Genomic DNA, 16,435 nt, shown 5'->3' on the forward strand with positions numbered 1-16,435 from the left:
GTAATTTCAATGTATCAATTTATGAGATTTATTAGTTTAGTGAGCTTATCATTCTTTTTGTTTTCTTCGGTGGTAAACTGTAAAGATGCATCGGCCCTTTTTCCTGAAAGGGTGTTGCAGCAGCATCCCAGGTTGCTGTTTAGTAAGCAGGAAGAACAAAGAGTTCAGGCTTTAGCGGGTAGAGAACCTTTATTGGACAGCCTACGTGCCGGTTTGATGAAGGAAGCGGAACGATTATTGGTTGTTCCATTACAGGAGGATCCGCGCACGAAGGTTAAACAGACGAAAGATATATTGCCGGTCAGTCGTGAACAGGTATACCGAATGGTCAACCTGTCCCTGGCTTACCGGCTCAGTGGAGATAAACGGTTTGCAGAGAAGGCAGAAAAGGAATTGGTGCATGTCTGTAATTATCAGGATTGGGATCCTGCTCATTATCTAGATGTTGCAGAAATGACGACTGCGGTTGCTATCGGATACGACTGGTTATATGATGTGCTGTCTCCTGTGACAAAACAATTGATTGTCAGTTCCATTAAAACGAAGGCTTTGGATCTTGTTGTCGAAGAGTATAAAACCGGTAACAGTGATTCTTGGGCCAAACGTGAGACGAACTGGAATGTGGTTTGTAATACAGGGATGGTATTAGGGGCTTTAGCCATTGAGGAGTATTATCCTGAACTTACTCAACATATTATCGGTGAAGCTGTAAAGTATGTTCCTAATTGTCTGAAACATCTGGCACCGGATGGAGTTTGTTATGAAGGACCTGCCTATTGGGGATATACCAATATGTATCTTTCGCTCTTATTAAAGGCCTTGAATGATAATCTCGGACAGGATTTCGGACTTTCTGAAATGCAGGGTGTGGATAAAAGTGTTTTGTATTATATGCATAGCACAAGTCCTTCCGGTAAGATATTCAATTTTGCTAATTCCGGAAGTACGGCGCCGGCAGCAGAACCTATTTATTTCTATTTCAGTAAAGCATTCAATCAGCCGGAAGCAGCAGCGTTTTATAGGAAGGTCCTTTCGGAAACAGTACAAAGCGGGAATTATTTCAGATTTTATTTTTTGTCTATTCCCTGGTATGATACAGCCTTTTCTGCTTCAAAAACCTTGCCGAAGTTAAACGTCTACAGAGGAATAAACGATATTGTTGTATTTAATGGAGACAGGAATGTATCCAACAGTATTTATCTGATCGCTAAAACCGGCGATCCGGATATGGCACATCAACAGTTGGATATCGGAACTTTCATTGTAGAAACAAACGGGATAAGGTGGACTGACGATCTGGGAACGGATAATTACAGTTTGCCCGGATTCTGGGATTATAAGCCGGATGGCCGGAGGTGGACTTATTTTAGGAATTCCAATTTTAGTCATAATACTCTGTCGATCGATAATCAATTGCAAAATTCAGCTGGGATGGGAGAGATCAAAGATTGTGACGATAAAGCTGTCCGCCCTTTTGTAACAATGGATATGAGTACGGCTTATCAGGAACAGAGCCACTTTGTTTACCGGACTTTCTGTTTGTTGGATGATACCCGGATAATGATTACGGACAGCGTAGGGTTAAAAAATGCGGAGCAATCGGTTCAATGGTCTGTGATTACTTCTGCCGATGTTGAATGTAATGGAAATACGGCAATTTTACGAAAAGATGGTAAATCATTCTTTTTGAAGATTGAATCGCCGGTTAACGCTTCGTTTACAACAAAAAGGGTAAAAAGAGAGACGGAAAATGAAAAACCTATAGAAGGTTATACGGTTTTATCGGCTTCGGTTTCAGATAGCACCATACAGGTAATCAAAGTCTTATTATCAGGAGATTAGAGATGTAATTAGATCAAAAATAAATATATAATATGGTAAAAATGAAGTATTTAATGGGTATAGCTTTCTGTGCTGCGTTGATTTCATGTAGTGAAGTGAAGAAGGAGTTTATTGAAGAAAATGTGGAGTTTGCCCATAAACAGATAGGTAATGAGATAAAACTTATTGAAGAAAGCGGTAAGTTTATGAATCCGACGACCTTGAATTCAGACGGCTCCGTTTATTATTGTAATCTGACCGACTGGCGAAGCGGTTTTTTCCCAGGTTCTATATGGTATTTGTATGAATTGACGGGAGATAAGACGTTGTTACCTATAGCCCGAAAGTATACAGAGGAGGTTAAGGATGCCAAAAACATTACATGGAATCATGACGTCGGTTTTATGATCTATTGCAGTTTCGGCAATGGATTACGTTTAACAGGAGATGAGGAGTATAAAAATGTGATTGTTGAGGCAGCCCGGTCTTTATCGACTCGTTTCCGGCCTGTGGCGGGTATCATTCAGTCCTGGAATGTTGACAGGGGATGGATTTCCGAACGTGGTTGGGAATGTCCTGTCATTATTGATAATATGATGAACCTTGAGTTATTATTTGCTGCAACAAAATTGTCCGGCGATTCGACATTCTATAAAATTGCTGTTTCCCATGTGGATCGTACCATGAAGGAACAGTATCGTCCGGATGGCAGCTGTTATCATGTGGTAGATTACAGTATGGAGAATGGTTCCGTTCGTTTCCGTCATACTGCACAGGGATATGCACATGAATCGGCATGGAGCCGTGGGCAAGCCTGGGGTATCTATGGTTTAACACTTTGTTATCGTGAAACGGGAGACCGAAAATATCTGGACCAGGCGTTAAAATCAATCCATTTTATGTTTACTCATAAAAATACTCCTGATGATTTTATTTTTTACTGGGATATGGATGCTCCTAACATACCAAATGACTATCGGGATGCTTCGGCTGCGGCTTGTATCGCTTCTGCCTTATATGAAATAACAACGATGGGAGTTTCTGAACCGCAGACATATAAGGCATATGCTGACCGTATTATGGAGAGTTTGGCTTCTCCGGCATATCGTGCGGAATTGGGAAAGAATGGGAATTTTCTATTAATGCATTGTGTAGGAAGTATACCTCATAATGGTGAAATAGATGTTCCACTCAATTATGCTGATTATTATTTCTTGGAGGCATTAAAACGGAAAAGGGATATAGAGAAGATGTATAATTCGTAACAGCACAAGACTCTTTTTGTATTGTATGGCACATAATCCTTTGTTCTAATTCAAAGATTATGTGCCTGTACAATTTATTCTGTAATTACCGAAAACTCACCGATCCCTGCCTGGGGCTGATTTCACGGTTGAACCCGGCGGAAGTAATCAAGGCTGAATAAAATCGTCTTTGAATTGGGCTCGAAGTATAAGTGATTGCATTGGACTAATTGGGTATGATGTATAATAAAAACCGGAGCTGGTATCACTACTAACTCCGGTCAAGTGTGTTTAGCAAGATTTTTGGTTAACTTATATGTTTTATAAATAGTTCTTATCTATTAATCGTCGACAGCAAGTCCTGTATAGCGATATCCGGAAACTTTATACCTCATGCCAGGTTCATCGTCGCTGAATGAGATATAATAGACAATACTGTCCGCCGGTGTTCCGTGAGGTGTCGTAGCAGCTCCCAATAAGATTTTACCGCCGTCAATCGTTACATCACATTCGTAGGCTTCATTGGGAACAGCACCATTAGTCGCAAATGTCAATGCATTGACATCCGATTTAACCCGTACTTTATATTCCCAAAAGTGGCCTATATCGTCTATATACATTTCGGTGGGTGTATTTGCTGCCGTGTTATAGGTATTCATCAGGATATGCCCTATTCCGTTGAAATCTTCGGCAATGACATTACCTCCTTCATCTACCGCATCTACCGTCACTTTCCATTCACCGGCAAGTGCTTCGGTTGCTGTGTTGCCTATTTCGTCTTTTTCGCAACCCGCTAATACGAATACCAGCAGGGTAAATAGCCAAATAATATGTTTATTCATAATTTCTATCTGTTTATTTGTTCATTATTACATAGAATGTCATCGTTCCCGCATAGTCGATATACCAGGAAATCTGTCCTGTTTCCGGGTCATATTTTCCCTCTTTCATGCTGTCCATAGAGTCGCCCCAACCAGCAAGCAAACTACTGAGCGGTTCGATCGTATTGTCTGCATTCAGTTTGAAATAGCCTTTCATGGCATAAGCTGCACCGTAAGCGGCTCCTTGGTCATACCAACCTCCCAGAAAATCGGATACGGCAAATATGCCTGGTGCTACCAAAGTAACAGATACACTGAAATCTCCTTTGAATGGAGCTTGTTGACCATTCATATTTCGATAACTGACGCTTGAGTCCACCGTATAATCACCGGAAGCATCTGTTGTGACCTCCGGATCATAAACAACCACCGTGCGTTTAACCGAACTGGAGAATCCATCCGCATTCGTAGCTGAATAAGATACGGAATATAGACCGATTTGATCAGCTTTCACATCACTATTGACAGTTACCGAAGCGGTCACGTCTTCTTCTCCCTCCATGGCAACAACACCGGGATCAGAGAATGTACTGCCCACCGGTACCAGCATGGGATCATCACCATTCAGTTCAAAGTTCACATAATAGGTCACTTTAGTCAGACCTTCTGTCGTTTTCTCGCAGCCCCATAAACCGAAAAGACCGCAAAAAAGCAATAAACTATAAATTACTTTTTTCATAAATCTCTCTTTTAAATTAAATTATTTACCCCAAAACACCGGTGACGTATATCCCGGGAATGCCGGTGTGTTCTCATTACGGGAAGAAGAACTTTCTGCATACGGATAACGTTCCAGCAATTTATTTGCACCCACTTCGCCAAATACCTGAATCGGCGTGTACAACGTACCGGGAACATATTTGGATGTATTGTATGATTCCTGATCGCCTTCGGTATAAAAGTCGCTACCTTTGGCTGTACCGAATGTGGGGTAATCCAAACGACGCATCTCACACCAGGCTTCGAACGGGTTGACACCGGAAAGGGCTACCCATTTTGCGATACCGATACTCTTTTTATAATTGGAAGCATCGAACGGATAACGGGCTACATAGTCGGCAGCTCCACTTACGTTGGCAGAAGCAAAAGAAGCCTCGATGGCGGCCGCATAATGAGTGGCGGCATCGGCTGCAGATCCATAACGTGCATAATATTCAGCCTTGAAGAATTCAACTTCTGATACGGTGATCAGGTAAACCGGCATATCGAATGTGGCCACCGGACGGCACCAATCCTGCAATTTACTGGTAGACTTCGGATAGTTGGTTCCTGAAATACCGCCGATATATTCATTGCTTTTGTTTTTTTGAAAGAAAGCAGCCAAACGAGGATCTTCATATTCGACAGCGCCTTCGCTGTTCTTTACTTGCATCGTACCGATGATCGCCAGGTTGGCAGCGATATTGGTTTGCGTAGACCCCCAGGTCGTAGCAAATTCTTCCGAATAGAACGGGTTCATCTGCCCTGGTTCGTTCTTCCAACATCCTTTATAAGAAACGTCGGTGGTTGGGAAGTTGTTTTCTGCTAATAAAGCAGCCACTTCTGATTGTACGTCTTTCACACCGGATATACGCATCAGCATCCTCAACTTCAATGCATTGGCGAACTTGATCCATTTGTCGGCCGTTGAAGACGGGAAAAGGAAGTTGGTGCATACGATATTCGATGCCGAAACCTTTTCCAATGCCTCATTGATTTCTGCAATCACTCCTTCATAAACCACCTGTCCTTCATCATATTTAGGAGTCGGGAAGTTTTCTAAATCCAGTGCTTCTGTATAAGGTACTTCGCCATAACAATCAACCAAAGCCTCATAAACAAACGCGCGCAAAACCGTTCCTGCCAAATAGGTACCCCAGTCTTCCTGCTCTGCGGACTTGATTAGTAATGTCTTCAGGTTCTGTAATGCTTTTTGATTGAATTGTGTATAGGTTCCGCTACTGCGAGTAGCCGACATGTTGAACTTTGAATAGTCCAAATAGTTGCTTGTTCCGAATAAGTGCGCGTATTGCTGGGCATGGAAACCTCCGGCAATGCGTAAAAAATTACCATAGCTTGAAGCCGTGTTCATTTCGATGGCAGGCATTAACATGGAAGTCTCAACGTTCTCCTCGGCTGGCGAATTGGGATCCGTGTTGATATCCAAATAGCTGTTGCAAGAAGTGAAGCTTACACCCAAAAGCAGTGCAGATGCCAATAATATCTTTTTCATATTTTATTTTCTCCTCGTTTTAGAATTTAACACTCAGGTTGCATCCGAATATACGGCAAGACGGGTTGGTATACAGTTCACCGAATTGTGTTGCCAGGTCACCATAAGAAGACTGTGATACGGTTGTTGATTCCGGATCTACGTAGCGGTTATCTGATGCGGTCCAGGTAAATACATTATTACAAAATGCCGTAATGGCCAAATTACTCAATGACATCTTACGCACCCACTGTCTCGGAACATTCCAGGTCAGGCTGATGTTACGCAATTTAACGAATGAACGATCAAGCAAATAAGCTTCTCCACCATCTCCATATCCGTAATCATTGAAATAGGTTTGATAGCTGCCGTTGCCCAGATAAATCGGGGTGGTGTTTTCGGTATAATTGCCATCGCCATTATCAACAACTGAATTGGGGATAATGAACGGACGGCGGTCGTTGTAAGTTGTAACTACACCGTTACCTGTAAATTGCATCAGGTTCTTCGTACGTGAGAACATATAACCACCGCTACGAATATCCAAAGATGCGCTCAATGTGAAATCTTTATAGGTAAAAGCTGTATTGATTCCGCCTGTCCAGTCGTGATTCATGTTTTTGCCGGTATCTTCGACAGATGTGCCTAAAACAGGATAACCGTTTGCGTCTACGATCGGCTTTCCATCTGCAGTTTTCTTAGGTAAGTAAGTATAGAACTGCCCCATCGGCTTACCTTCTTCGGCATACATATAAATCGCATCGTTACCGGCAGAGAAGTTATAGATGGAAACTTTTCCGCCTTCCAGGCTTTCAGGTAATGAAAGTACCTTGTTGTTGTTTTTTGAGAAGTTGAAACTCAAATCCCAACGAAAATCTTTAATCTGTACCGGAGTGGTATTGATAACTAATTCGATACCTTTGTTGCTGACTTCACCGAAGTTGGTTACCATATAGCTGAAACCTGTTGACGGATCGGTCGGAAGAGTAAAGATCTGGTCTTTCGTTTTACGGTTGTAATAGGCTGCATCGATCCCGAAACGTCCGTTGAAGAATTGTAAGTTCATGCCGACTTCAAATTCTGATGTCATTTCCGGACGCAATGTGTTGCTGCCTTTTGTATTGGAAGCTATAAAGGCATTCACTCCGTTCATCGGGAACTTGGATATGTCGCTGCCATAATAGCCATTTGCCGTACCTTGTATATAAGTCAGACCTGTCTGATAAGGATCCGCATCGTTACCGGTCTTACCATAGGCTAAACGAGCCTTTCCGAAAGTAAGAACTTCATTTTCCGGGATTAGACGGGTAAAGATCCAACTCAATGTGGCACCCGGATAGAAGAAACTGTTGTTGTCGATAGGCAATGTAGACGACCAGTCGTTACGAGCGGTTAAGTTCAGATAAATCATATCGTCCCAACCAATGGTTACATCTCCGAAGAGACCTACCAAACGGCGTTTATTCTGACTTTCCGACAATGTTGTTTTTGTAGAACCGTTGCTCAGATCCCAGAATCCGGAATAGAAAGACAAGTCGTCGGTTTGACCGGTCATGCGCGTATATCCGCGTTCGTTCATGTTTACACCAGCATTTACGTTCACATCCAGCTTGTTATCCAGGAAACGTTTAGAATAATTAGCCAGGAAATCGTGATTCAATTCGTAATGACGGCCATATCGGGTATATACATGTCCGCTTTGGTTCATGTTGGAAGGAGCATATCCATAGTCTTCGTCAATCAGCGCGTCGTCCAGGTTAATTTGTGGAGTACCTACCTTACGGTCATAGTCCGTATAGTCGAAGCCCATACGATAGGAAAGTTTCAACTCTTTAATCGGGGTGACATCTACCTGTACTTTACCGTAAATCTGCTTCGAAGCCGTATGGTTGTAATTGTTTTCCAATGCCCAATAGGGGTTTGTGATACCGTAAGGAGTAAAGTACGCCTCCGGTGTATTGAACGGTGAACTGGTATCTTTCATGTCTACGATAGAGATGTCGCGAGGTAACTCAAACACGCCGTCGATCACGGATGTACCTTGGAAACTGCCGACTGCATCCGTCTGGCTGCGTGCAAAATTAAGGGAAGAAGACACTTTCAACCAGTTTGTCGCCTCATAGCCGCCACGGAAAGCTACCGTATTACGTTCGTACGTATCATAATCCTTCGGCATGATACCGTCATCTTTCGTAAAAGAATAAGACAGATAATAATCCATCTTGGTGTCGGCAGAAACACCGCTCAAGGAAACTGTATGGTTCTGCGACCAACCCGGATCAAAGAAATCCTTTACATTATCTTTTTTTGCACTGTATTCATGAATCAATTGCTGATTATTCCAGATCGGGCCATACACCTGCATTGATCCATCCAGGCGAGGGCCCCAGGAGCCATTCTCGATATATGTCTGTGCACCGTTCCATCCCTGTCCGAACGAGTTCTGCATTTCCGGCAGAAAAGAGACCATACGAGCCTGTACATTACCGCTGTAGCTGATTGAGAAATTCCGTCCGTCGCCTTTCTTTCCTGATTTCGTGGTAATCACGATCACACCGTTAGCGGCACGGCTACCATAAAGGGCGGTTGCGGCTGCTCCTTTTAATACAGTCATCGAAGCGATATCTTCAGAAGCCACACTTGAAATACCTCCGGTTGATACGTTTTTGCCATCACCGGAAACCATATTATTTTGTAAAGGTACACCGTCAACTACATACAGTGGTTGATTACTTCCGTTGATAGAACTGAAACCGCGGATTACAATGTTACTAACCGAACCCGGGTCAGAAGAGGTGGAACTAACCGATAATCCGGCAACCTTACCGGAGAGGGCATCGGCAACATTGGTCGTACGTGAGCTGATAATTTCATCGGCCTTAACGGTCGTTGCTGAATACCCCAGGGTTTTTTCAGAGCGGGTAATACCCATTGCCGTAACGACAACTTCATCCAAATTCTGGGTGTCTGATTGCAGGAGTACTTTAATAACAGGCTTTACAGCTACTTCCTGCATGTTCATGCCGACATACGAGATTTGCAAAATTTTGCCCTCGGGTGGTACATCCAAAGAGAAACGACCTTCGATATCCGTTACTGTACCAATCGTTGTCCCTTTAACAAGAACTGATGCTCCAATAATCGGTAGACCGTCATCTGCGGCGGTAACAGTACCTGTCACCTTCACATTTTGAGCCACTACTGTACACATGCAGATCACAAGGCACAGTAAAGTAAAAGTTAACTTTTTCATTTCACACACATTAAATTATATAATATAACTACAATTTTCACAAAGGTTAAATAAGCTATATCTGAGTCCTAGGGGAACTCTGTCCATTAGTCATAAGAAGGGGTTAATGAGCTTGTTTTGAATCTCGGCATTATGTTCTTTCATTGAATTTTACCCTGTTGAGAATCAGTTGCTTTGTGGGTAGGGAAAAGTGAAATTTGCTATAACATGAGGATTTGATGTTAATTGTCGTTTAAAAGGCGTGAAAAATAGCTTCCATTAGTTTGATTTCGGTGGTTCTTGCTGCTGAATGTTTAATTGAGCTGGATTTTTTATGATAAAAAAAGTTGCAGTTGTAATATTTTTGTATAACTTGCCAGCGTTTTTTTCAATAACTAAAAAAAACGACAGCAAGCACCAATAAGTTTATCGTCCTGAGTCTAAAATATTTTTATAAAACAGTTTCTGTTATAACTATAAAGATAGTCCAAATGGACAGAGTTCCCCTAGAACTAAGTAAATAAGATTGTATTTGTCAAAGAAAAGCTATCAGCGGAAACTCTGAACAACGAAACATAGAAAAGCATTAGCGAGGTTTCTTTTTGATATGGAAAACGCATACAAGGCATTAAAATGAAACTTTGATGATTCTTCCCGGTTGAACCGTCGGGGAAGATTAAATCTGAATAAAATGTCATTGTGGTGTATATAAGAAAAGAGTGTCGAAACGTATATGTCCAACACTCCTTTTTATTTGAATCGTATTGATTTTGTAATACCGGTTTTATTCTGTAATTACCGAAAACTCACCGATCCCTGCCTGGGGCTGATTATCGACGATGCGGGTTGCAACAAACCGTATCTTGTTTCCTTTTATAGCCGGGAAACGGATTTCCTGTTCTATCGGATTATGTTTGATATTCGAGAATTCGCCTTCTGCAACTTTCTTGTTATTGACAAACAACTGGTAATTTGAAATATGTCCTCCGGCATCACGTCCCTGGTTGGGTACATAGCGGAAGCCGGCAATCGGCATATCATTTGCTAACTGTATTTCGATTTCCTGTTTCCCTTTCGGTAAATAGAATGTCGTATATCCGTTGCCGTCGAACATCGCTATTGTTTTTTCGTCTTTTGGATAAATGACAGTGTAGTTGGATGCCGGAATATCCAGCTCTTTTACGGAAACCGGACTGCTCTTGTCGAAGGTACGGTCGTACGAGATAGCCTTGATTGTTCCTTTTTGAGCAAAAGCAAAAGGTTCGGTATAACGGGGGGAATCTTTTGTCGGTTCCGAGCCGTCAGTCGTATAATGGAGTTCCGAGTTTTTATCTTCTACCCGGATAGAAACAACATCTTTGCGGTCACGTCTGATTTCCGGTTCGGTTAATAAGGCCGGTGCCAGGAAAGCCTCTACATTATTGATACATAGCGGGCCGCGTGCATCCAGGAAGTTGATGCGTATCTTGTCTGCATTGACAGTCTGGAAACGGACGATACGTTTGTAGCCGACAGTCGTCGTGGAATCGGCTGCTTCAACCGGTGTCCATTGCCCGTCTTTTTCTGTTTCGATGGTGAACGCTTTGACACGCTGTCCCAATGGGATATACTCCTGTATCATCAGGCGGTTTACATCCGTCGGTTTGCTGAAGGTGAAGGTAAGCGTAGCATTTGTAACTCCATCTTCCGTAGCCCAGTAAGAATCCCAATTGCCGTCATTCGTTTTGTCAGCCTTAAACTGGCCGCCGCGGGAATTGCTGGCTTTTACGGATGCTCCCTTTAATAAGTTGGTTTTTAAATCGTTCTGTATAGTTTGATACCATTCGACTGCACGGATAGAATCCGTTGGACTGATCTTTCCGTTTAGTGCAACCGGGAAGTTTAGCAGGAAGTTTGCATTATGTCCGACACTGCGGTAATACAGATCGACTAAATGTGATAATGATTTTACCTGATGATCTTCACGTGCGTGATAGAACCAACCCGGACGAATGGAAACGTCGCATTCGCCACCCAGCCATTCTTCACCGTCTTCCAGTCCCCACTGGCTCTGACGATAATGTATGCCGTCTTTTTTAGTGAACATACTCCATTGAGTATCGCCTGCCCAGCCTTCTTCGTTGCCGATCCAGCGGATGGTCGGTTCGGTTCCTCCAAAAATCATGACGGAAGGATTATACTTTTTAATCGTGTCGACAGCCTGTTCATATTTATAATAGGTATTCGGGTCGATAGAACGCGTTTCATTTGCGCCGCCGTACCAGCCGTTGCCGCCGTTAGCTCCGTCAAACCAGTATTCGAACAACGGACCGTAATTGCAGACTAATTCATGTAATTGGGCATGGAACTTTTCTACATATCCCGGTTGTCCGTAATTCTCACTGTTACGGTCCCAGGGGGAGAGATAAATACCGAATTTCAATCCATGCTTGTGGCAGGCGTCGGAAAGCTCTTTTACCATATCACCTTTTCCGTCTTCCCAGGGAGAATTTTTAATGCTGTATTCTGTGGTTGCCGTTTGCCACAGGCAAAAACCGTCATGATGTTTGGCAGTGAGAATCACCCCTTTTAATCCGGCAGCCTGGATCGTACGAACCCATTGTTCGCAATCTAAATCTGTAGGATTGAAAGTGGAAGCAGGCGTGTTCCCGTATCCCCATTCCAGATCATTGAATGTGTTTAGACCGAAATGAACGAAGGCATATGTCTCCATTTTGTGCCATTCCACCTGTTCAGGCGTCGGAACAGGATAAACAGGATCAGGGGCGTTTACTTCTTTACAGGAAATTAAAGTAGTAAGTCCTAATCCGAGGAGGAAAAGATAATTTGCGCTTTTCATCGTTTGATTATGTTATTGTTGATGCTTCAAAGGTACAAAAAATATAATTTGTATAAGGATATTCTGTCTGTTTTGCTATTTTTAGTTATTGTATTACAGAGCCGTGCTGGTTTTATAGGATACTTGCCGTATTTTATACAATATCATTTTACTTATTGTCTAAAATACATCTAAAATTCACCTATGTCTCTAATAATGTGGTCTATAAAAAATCTTTTATGCTTGTTTTATTCCAGGTGAATTTATATATTTGGGCGTCTAATAACTATATTTTTATTATTAATACCATGAAAAGAAGAGATTTCTTAACAAACACAGCATTGCTGGGTGCCGGAATACCACTGGGTATGTCGTCGGCTGTAATGACTTCATGTACACAACAACAAAGTGCAGGAACGGCTGCGAAGAGTTATTCTCCGGAAGAATTGGGAATGTTCTCTTTCGTAGAGGTGGCACCTGATGGGAAACCCTTAAAAGCAGCTTTGGTGGGTTGCGGCGATCGTGGAACCGGGGCGGCTACACAATTCCTCAAATCAGGACCGAATGTGTCTATTATTGCTTTGGCTGATTTGTTCCCGGATAGAATGGCGACCTGCCGGAAAGTATTGTCTGAACAATTTAAAAATGAAGTTCCTGATGCCAATTGTTTCTTAGGCTTCGATGCTTATCAGAAGGTGTTGGCAATGAATGATATCGATGTAGTCCTGTTATGTACTCCTACACATTTCCGACCGGAGCAATTCAAGGCGGCGGTTGAGGCTGGTAAACATATTTTTATGGAAAAGCCTTGTGCTGTCGATCCGACCGGAATCCGTACAGTGATTGCTGCAGCCAAAGTTGCAACATCTAAGGGGTTGACGGTTGTAACAGGTAATCAACGCCGTCATCGCAGAGATTATTGGGAGGCTTATGTGCAGGTAAAAAACGGATTGATTGGTGATGTCGTATCTTCTTCCGCTCATTGGGACCAGGGGCATGGTGGAATAAGCGCAAACGTCCGGAATGGAGCGATATGGAATACTGTATTCGTAACTGGTTTAACATTAAATGGTTAAGTGGGGATCATCTGTTGGATCAGGCTATTCATAATATTGATGTGGTAACCTGGTTTATGGAAGACCGTCCTATCCGTGCTGTTGGTTTCGGTGGTCGTGCGCAGCGCCTGACCGGTGATATCTATGACTTTTTCAGTGTAGATTATTATTATAACAATAACAAACGCATGTTGGCGACTGCTCGTCAGATCGACGGTTGTGACGGAAATGTTTCCGAGCAGGTATATGGAACCAAGGGGATGGCCTCTCTGAATGACCGGGGTGAAATTAAAATTGTGGATTATAATGGAAACATTCTTTGGGAATATGATTATCAGAATAAACCTGTAAAGAATCCATATGATCAGGAACATGTGCATTTTGTTGAATCAATCCGTTTGGATAAGAAAATAAATCAGGCAGAAGCGCTGGCCTATTCTACTCAGGTTGCTATTCTGGGACGTGAGGCAGCTTACACCGGAAAGCCTATTTCCTGGGATGAGATCATGGCATCTACTCTTCGCTATGGTCCGGAGAAATATGAAATGGGAGCATTACCTGACTATAAAGAAGGAGAAGCGCCGAAACCGGGTAAAGCTCCGGATGCACCAGTGATGTAATTTCGTGTTTATATTAGTATTGAAGGCTCTGAATATTTTAGATGGTATTTAGAGCCTTTGTCTTTTTATAATATGTGGCACTAATTTTTCGTCTATACAAAAAAAATCGTTCGACAGCTGTTCTTTATTCATTCAACAATTATCGAATAAACATTCGACAGTTGTCGAACGAATAGAAAACATATATCGAACGAATAATTCTTTGAATCGGAAATTTAATTGTCTTGAGGAAGAAAGTTTTTTATCTGAGAAAGCCCTGGGAGCCTCCCTGTATTTTTTCAGTCTTCTTTGTGCGTACATTATATTACAGTGCCTGCCGTTAAAAAATAAATGAAAAATAATCGGTAAAAAGTTTGGATCGTATATAGTAATCTACTACTTTTGCACCCGCATTCGAGAGAGAACGGCGCACGAACATGATGAAAGAGGTAACCTGAGGAAAGGGGATGAGGTTAGAGGTTCTAAGCAAAATTCCAACCGCCACAGCGACTCAAAAAAACTTTTCAAATTTTTCTTCTAAAAAAATTGGTAGTTAAAAAAAAAGTCCTTACCTTTGCAGCCGCAATCGAAAAGAAAGCGAAAGTTCTTTGAAAGATTTACATATCAACAAGTAGTACAAGTATTAAAAATTAATACCGTCAATAAACTTGAAATAAATACGAATTCTGAGCATAGAGATATAACAATTTAAACAACGAAGAGTTTGATCCTGGCTCAGGATGAACGCTAGCGACAGGCTTAACACATGCAAGTCGAGGGGCAGCACGATGTAGCAATACATTGGTGGCGACCGGCGCACGGGTGAGTAACGCGTATGCAACCTACCTATCAGAGGGGAATAACCCGGCGAAAGTCGGACTAATACCGCATAAAACAGGGGTTCCACATGGAAATATTTGTTAAAGAATTATCGCTGATAGATGGGCATGCGTTCCATTAGATAGTTGGTGAGGTAACGGCTCACCAAGTCCACGATGGATAGGGGTTCTGAGAGGAAGGTCCCCCACACTGGTACTGAGACACGGACCAGACTCCTACGGGAGGCAGCAGTGAGGAATATTGGTCAATGGGCGAGAGCCTGAACCAGCCAAGTCGCGTGAAGGATGAAGGATCTATGGTTTGTAAACTTCTTTTATATGGGAATAAAGTGAGGAACGTGTTCCTTTTTGTATGTACCATATGAATAAGCATCGGCTAACTCCGTGCCAGCAGCCGCGGTAATACGGAGGATGCGAGCGTTATCCGGATTTATTGGGTTTAAAGGGTGCGTAGGTGGTTAATTAAGTCAGCGGTGAAAGTTTGTGGCTCAACCATAAAATTGCCGTTGAAACTGGTTGACTTGAGTATATTTGAGGTAGGCGGAATGCGTGGTGTAGCGGTGAAATGCATAGATATCACGCAGAACTCCGATTGCGAAGGCAGCTTACTAAACTATAACTGACACTGAAGCACGAAAGCGTGGGGATCAAACAGGATTAGATACCCTGGTAGTCCACGCAGTAAACGATGATTACTAGCTGTTTGCGATACACAGTAAGCGGCACAGCGAAAGCGTTAAGTAATCCACCTGGGGAGTACGCCGGCAACGGTGAAACTCAAAGGAATTGACGGGGGCCCGCACAAGCGGAGGAACATGTGGTTTAATTCGATGATACGCGAGGAACCTTACCCGGGTTTGAACGCATATTGACAGCTCTGGAAACAGAGTCTCTAGTAATAGCAATTTGCGAGGTGCTGCATGGTTGTCGTCAGCTCGTGCCGTGAGGTGTCGGCTTAAGTGCCATAACGAGCGCAACCCTTATCACTAGTTACTAACAGGTCATGCTGAGGACTCTAGTGAGACTGCCAGCGTAAGCTGTGAGGAAGGTGGGGATGACGTCAAATCAGCACGGCCCTTACATCCGGGGCGACACACGTGTTACAATGGTGGGGACAAAGGGCAGCTACCGTGTGAGCGGATGCTAATCTCCAAACCCCATCTCAGTTCGGATCGAAGTCTGCAACCCGACTTCGTGAAGCTGGATTCGCTAGTAATCGCGCATCAGCCATGGCGCGGTGAATACGTTCCCGGGCCTTGTACACACCGCCCGTCAAGCCATGGGAGTTGGGGGTACCTAAAGTCCGTAACCGCAAGGATCGGCCTAGGGTAAAACCGATGACTGGGGCTAAGTCGTAACAAGGTAGCCGTACCGGAAGGTGCGGCTGGAACACCTCCTTTCTGGAGCGCAGAGTTCGTTATCAAGTTGACTCAGAGGTATTAGTTAACTTGTACTACGGTTGAATATGTATAAAATATAGATCTACCGGCAATAAAGTGTCGGCAAGAGAGAAAAATGATGCTGAGGGAAACCAAGGCAAAGTTGACAGTCCTATAGCTCAGTTGGTTAGAGCGCTACACTGATAATGTAGAGGTCGGCAGTTCAACTCTGCCTGGGACTACAGAATCTCTGAGAGAGAATTTTGGGGGATTAGCTCAGCTGGCTAGAGCATCTGCCTTGCACGCAGAGGGTCAACGGTTCGAATCCGTTATTCTCCACAAAAAGTTACCGAGACATCAGAAACGTAAAGTAACG

9 protein-coding genes, 2 tRNA genes and 1 rRNA gene are annotated in these 16,435 nt (G+C 43.1%); 7 read left to right on the forward strand and 5 right to left on the reverse strand.

Features of this window, described 5'->3' with window-relative positions; all coding sequences use genetic code 11:
* Positions 1-21 precede the first annotated feature (21 nt).
* Together C825_RS03405 and C825_RS03410 are read left to right on the forward strand one after the other, a co-directional pair.
* A complete protein-coding gene (locus C825_RS03405; protein WP_228100056.1) occupies positions 22-1,842 on the forward strand; it encodes a DUF4962 domain-containing protein in 1,821 nt (606 codons plus the stop codon).
* A gap of 32 nt (positions 1,843-1,874) precedes the next feature.
* The gene (locus C825_RS03410; RefSeq protein WP_010801400.1) at positions 1,875-3,086 is read left to right on the forward strand and encodes a glycoside hydrolase family 88 protein; all 1,212 of its coding nucleotides are present in this window, start codon (positions 1,875-1,877) and stop codon (positions 3,084-3,086) included.
* Positions 3,087-3,406: 320 nt separating this feature from the next.
* Here the strand turns inward: C825_RS03410 and C825_RS03415 are convergent, their stop codons facing one another.
* The 5 genes from C825_RS03415 to C825_RS03435 form a co-directional block, all read right to left on the reverse strand.
* Positions 3,407-3,907 (reverse strand): lipid-binding protein, encoded by a 501-nt coding sequence (locus tag C825_RS03415; protein ID WP_010801401.1) that lies wholly within the window; start codon positions 3,905-3,907, stop codon positions 3,407-3,409.
* Positions 3,908-3,920: 13 nt separating this feature from the next.
* Entirely contained in the window at positions 3,921-4,625 is a 705-nt protein-coding gene (locus tag C825_RS03420) for a BT_2262 family domain-containing protein (protein WP_009860786.1), read from the reverse strand.
* Positions 4,626-4,646: 21 nt separating this feature from the next.
* The gene (locus C825_RS03425; RefSeq protein WP_010801402.1) at positions 4,647-6,158 is read right to left on the reverse strand and encodes a SusD/RagB family nutrient-binding outer membrane lipoprotein; all 1,512 of its coding nucleotides are present in this window, start codon (positions 6,156-6,158) and stop codon (positions 4,647-4,649) included.
* A 19-nt stretch (positions 6,159-6,177) separates the two neighbouring features.
* Positions 6,178-9,390, reverse strand: a complete 3,213-nt coding sequence (locus C825_RS03430) for a SusC/RagA family TonB-linked outer membrane protein (protein ID WP_010801403.1) — start codon at positions 9,388-9,390, stop codon at positions 6,178-6,180.
* Positions 9,391-10,153: 763 nt separating this feature from the next.
* Positions 10,154-12,208: an alpha-L-fucosidase gene (locus C825_RS03435; RefSeq protein ID WP_010801404.1), complete on the reverse strand. Its 2,055-nt coding sequence runs from the start codon at positions 12,206-12,208 to the stop codon at positions 10,154-10,156.
* 287 nt (positions 12,209-12,495) lie between these two features.
* On the opposite strand from C825_RS03435, the gene C825_RS03440 reads away from it, so the two are divergent.
* The 5 genes from C825_RS03440 (at position 12,496) to C825_RS03460 (ending at position 16,398) form a co-directional block, all read left to right on the forward strand.
* Entirely contained in the window at positions 12,496-13,263 is a 768-nt protein-coding gene (locus tag C825_RS03440; protein ID WP_250690558.1) for a Gfo/Idh/MocA family protein, read from the forward strand.
* On the forward strand, positions 13,221-13,862 hold the full coding sequence (locus C825_RS03445) for a Gfo/Idh/MocA family protein (protein ID WP_250690559.1): 642 nt from the start codon (positions 13,221-13,223) through the stop codon (positions 13,860-13,862). Before C825_RS03440 ends, C825_RS03445 begins: the two co-directional genes overlap by 43 nt.
* Before the next feature lie 691 nt (positions 13,863-14,553).
* A 16S ribosomal RNA gene (locus C825_RS03450) occupies positions 14,554-16,080 on the forward strand.
* A 147-nt stretch (positions 16,081-16,227) separates the two neighbouring features.
* Positions 16,228-16,301: transfer RNA gene (locus C825_RS03455), tRNA-Ile, on the forward strand.
* Between the two features lie 23 nt (positions 16,302-16,324).
* Positions 16,325-16,398, forward strand: a tRNA-Ala gene (locus tag C825_RS03460).
* The last annotated feature ends 37 nt before the right edge of the window (positions 16,399-16,435 follow it).

The sequence above is a fragment of the Parabacteroides sp. ASF519 genome, from assembly GCF_000364265.2.
GTDB classification, from domain to species: Bacteria; Bacteroidota; Bacteroidia; order Bacteroidales; family Tannerellaceae; genus Parabacteroides; species Parabacteroides goldsteinii.

Coding starts and splice junctions, on each gene's coding strand:
- C825_RS03440 (WP_250690558.1), top strand. CDS start 12,496: ATGAAAAGAAGAGATTTCTTAACAAACACAGCATTGCTGGGTGCCGGA.
- C825_RS03430 (WP_010801403.1), bottom strand. CDS start 9,390: ATGAAAAAGTTAACTTTTACTTTACTGTGCCTTGTGATCTGCATGTGT.
- C825_RS03405 (WP_228100056.1), top strand. CDS start 22: ATGAGATTTATTAGTTTAGTGAGCTTATCATTCTTTTTGTTTTCTTCG.
- C825_RS03410 (WP_010801400.1), top strand. CDS start 1,875: ATGGTAAAAATGAAGTATTTAATGGGTATAGCTTTCTGTGCTGCGTTG.
- C825_RS03425 (WP_010801402.1), bottom strand. CDS start 6,158: ATGAAAAAGATATTATTGGCATCTGCACTGCTTTTGGGTGTAAGCTTC.
- C825_RS03415 (WP_010801401.1), bottom strand. CDS start 3,907: ATGAATAAACATATTATTTGGCTATTTACCCTGCTGGTATTCGTATTA.
- C825_RS03445 (WP_250690559.1), top strand. CDS start 13,221: ATGGAATACTGTATTCGTAACTGGTTTAACATTAAATGGTTAAGTGGG.
- C825_RS03435 (WP_010801404.1), bottom strand. CDS start 12,208: ATGAAAAGCGCAAATTATCTTTTCCTCCTCGGATTAGGACTTACTACT.
- C825_RS03420 (WP_009860786.1), bottom strand. CDS start 4,625: ATGAAAAAAGTAATTTATAGTTTATTGCTTTTTTGCGGTCTTTTCGGT.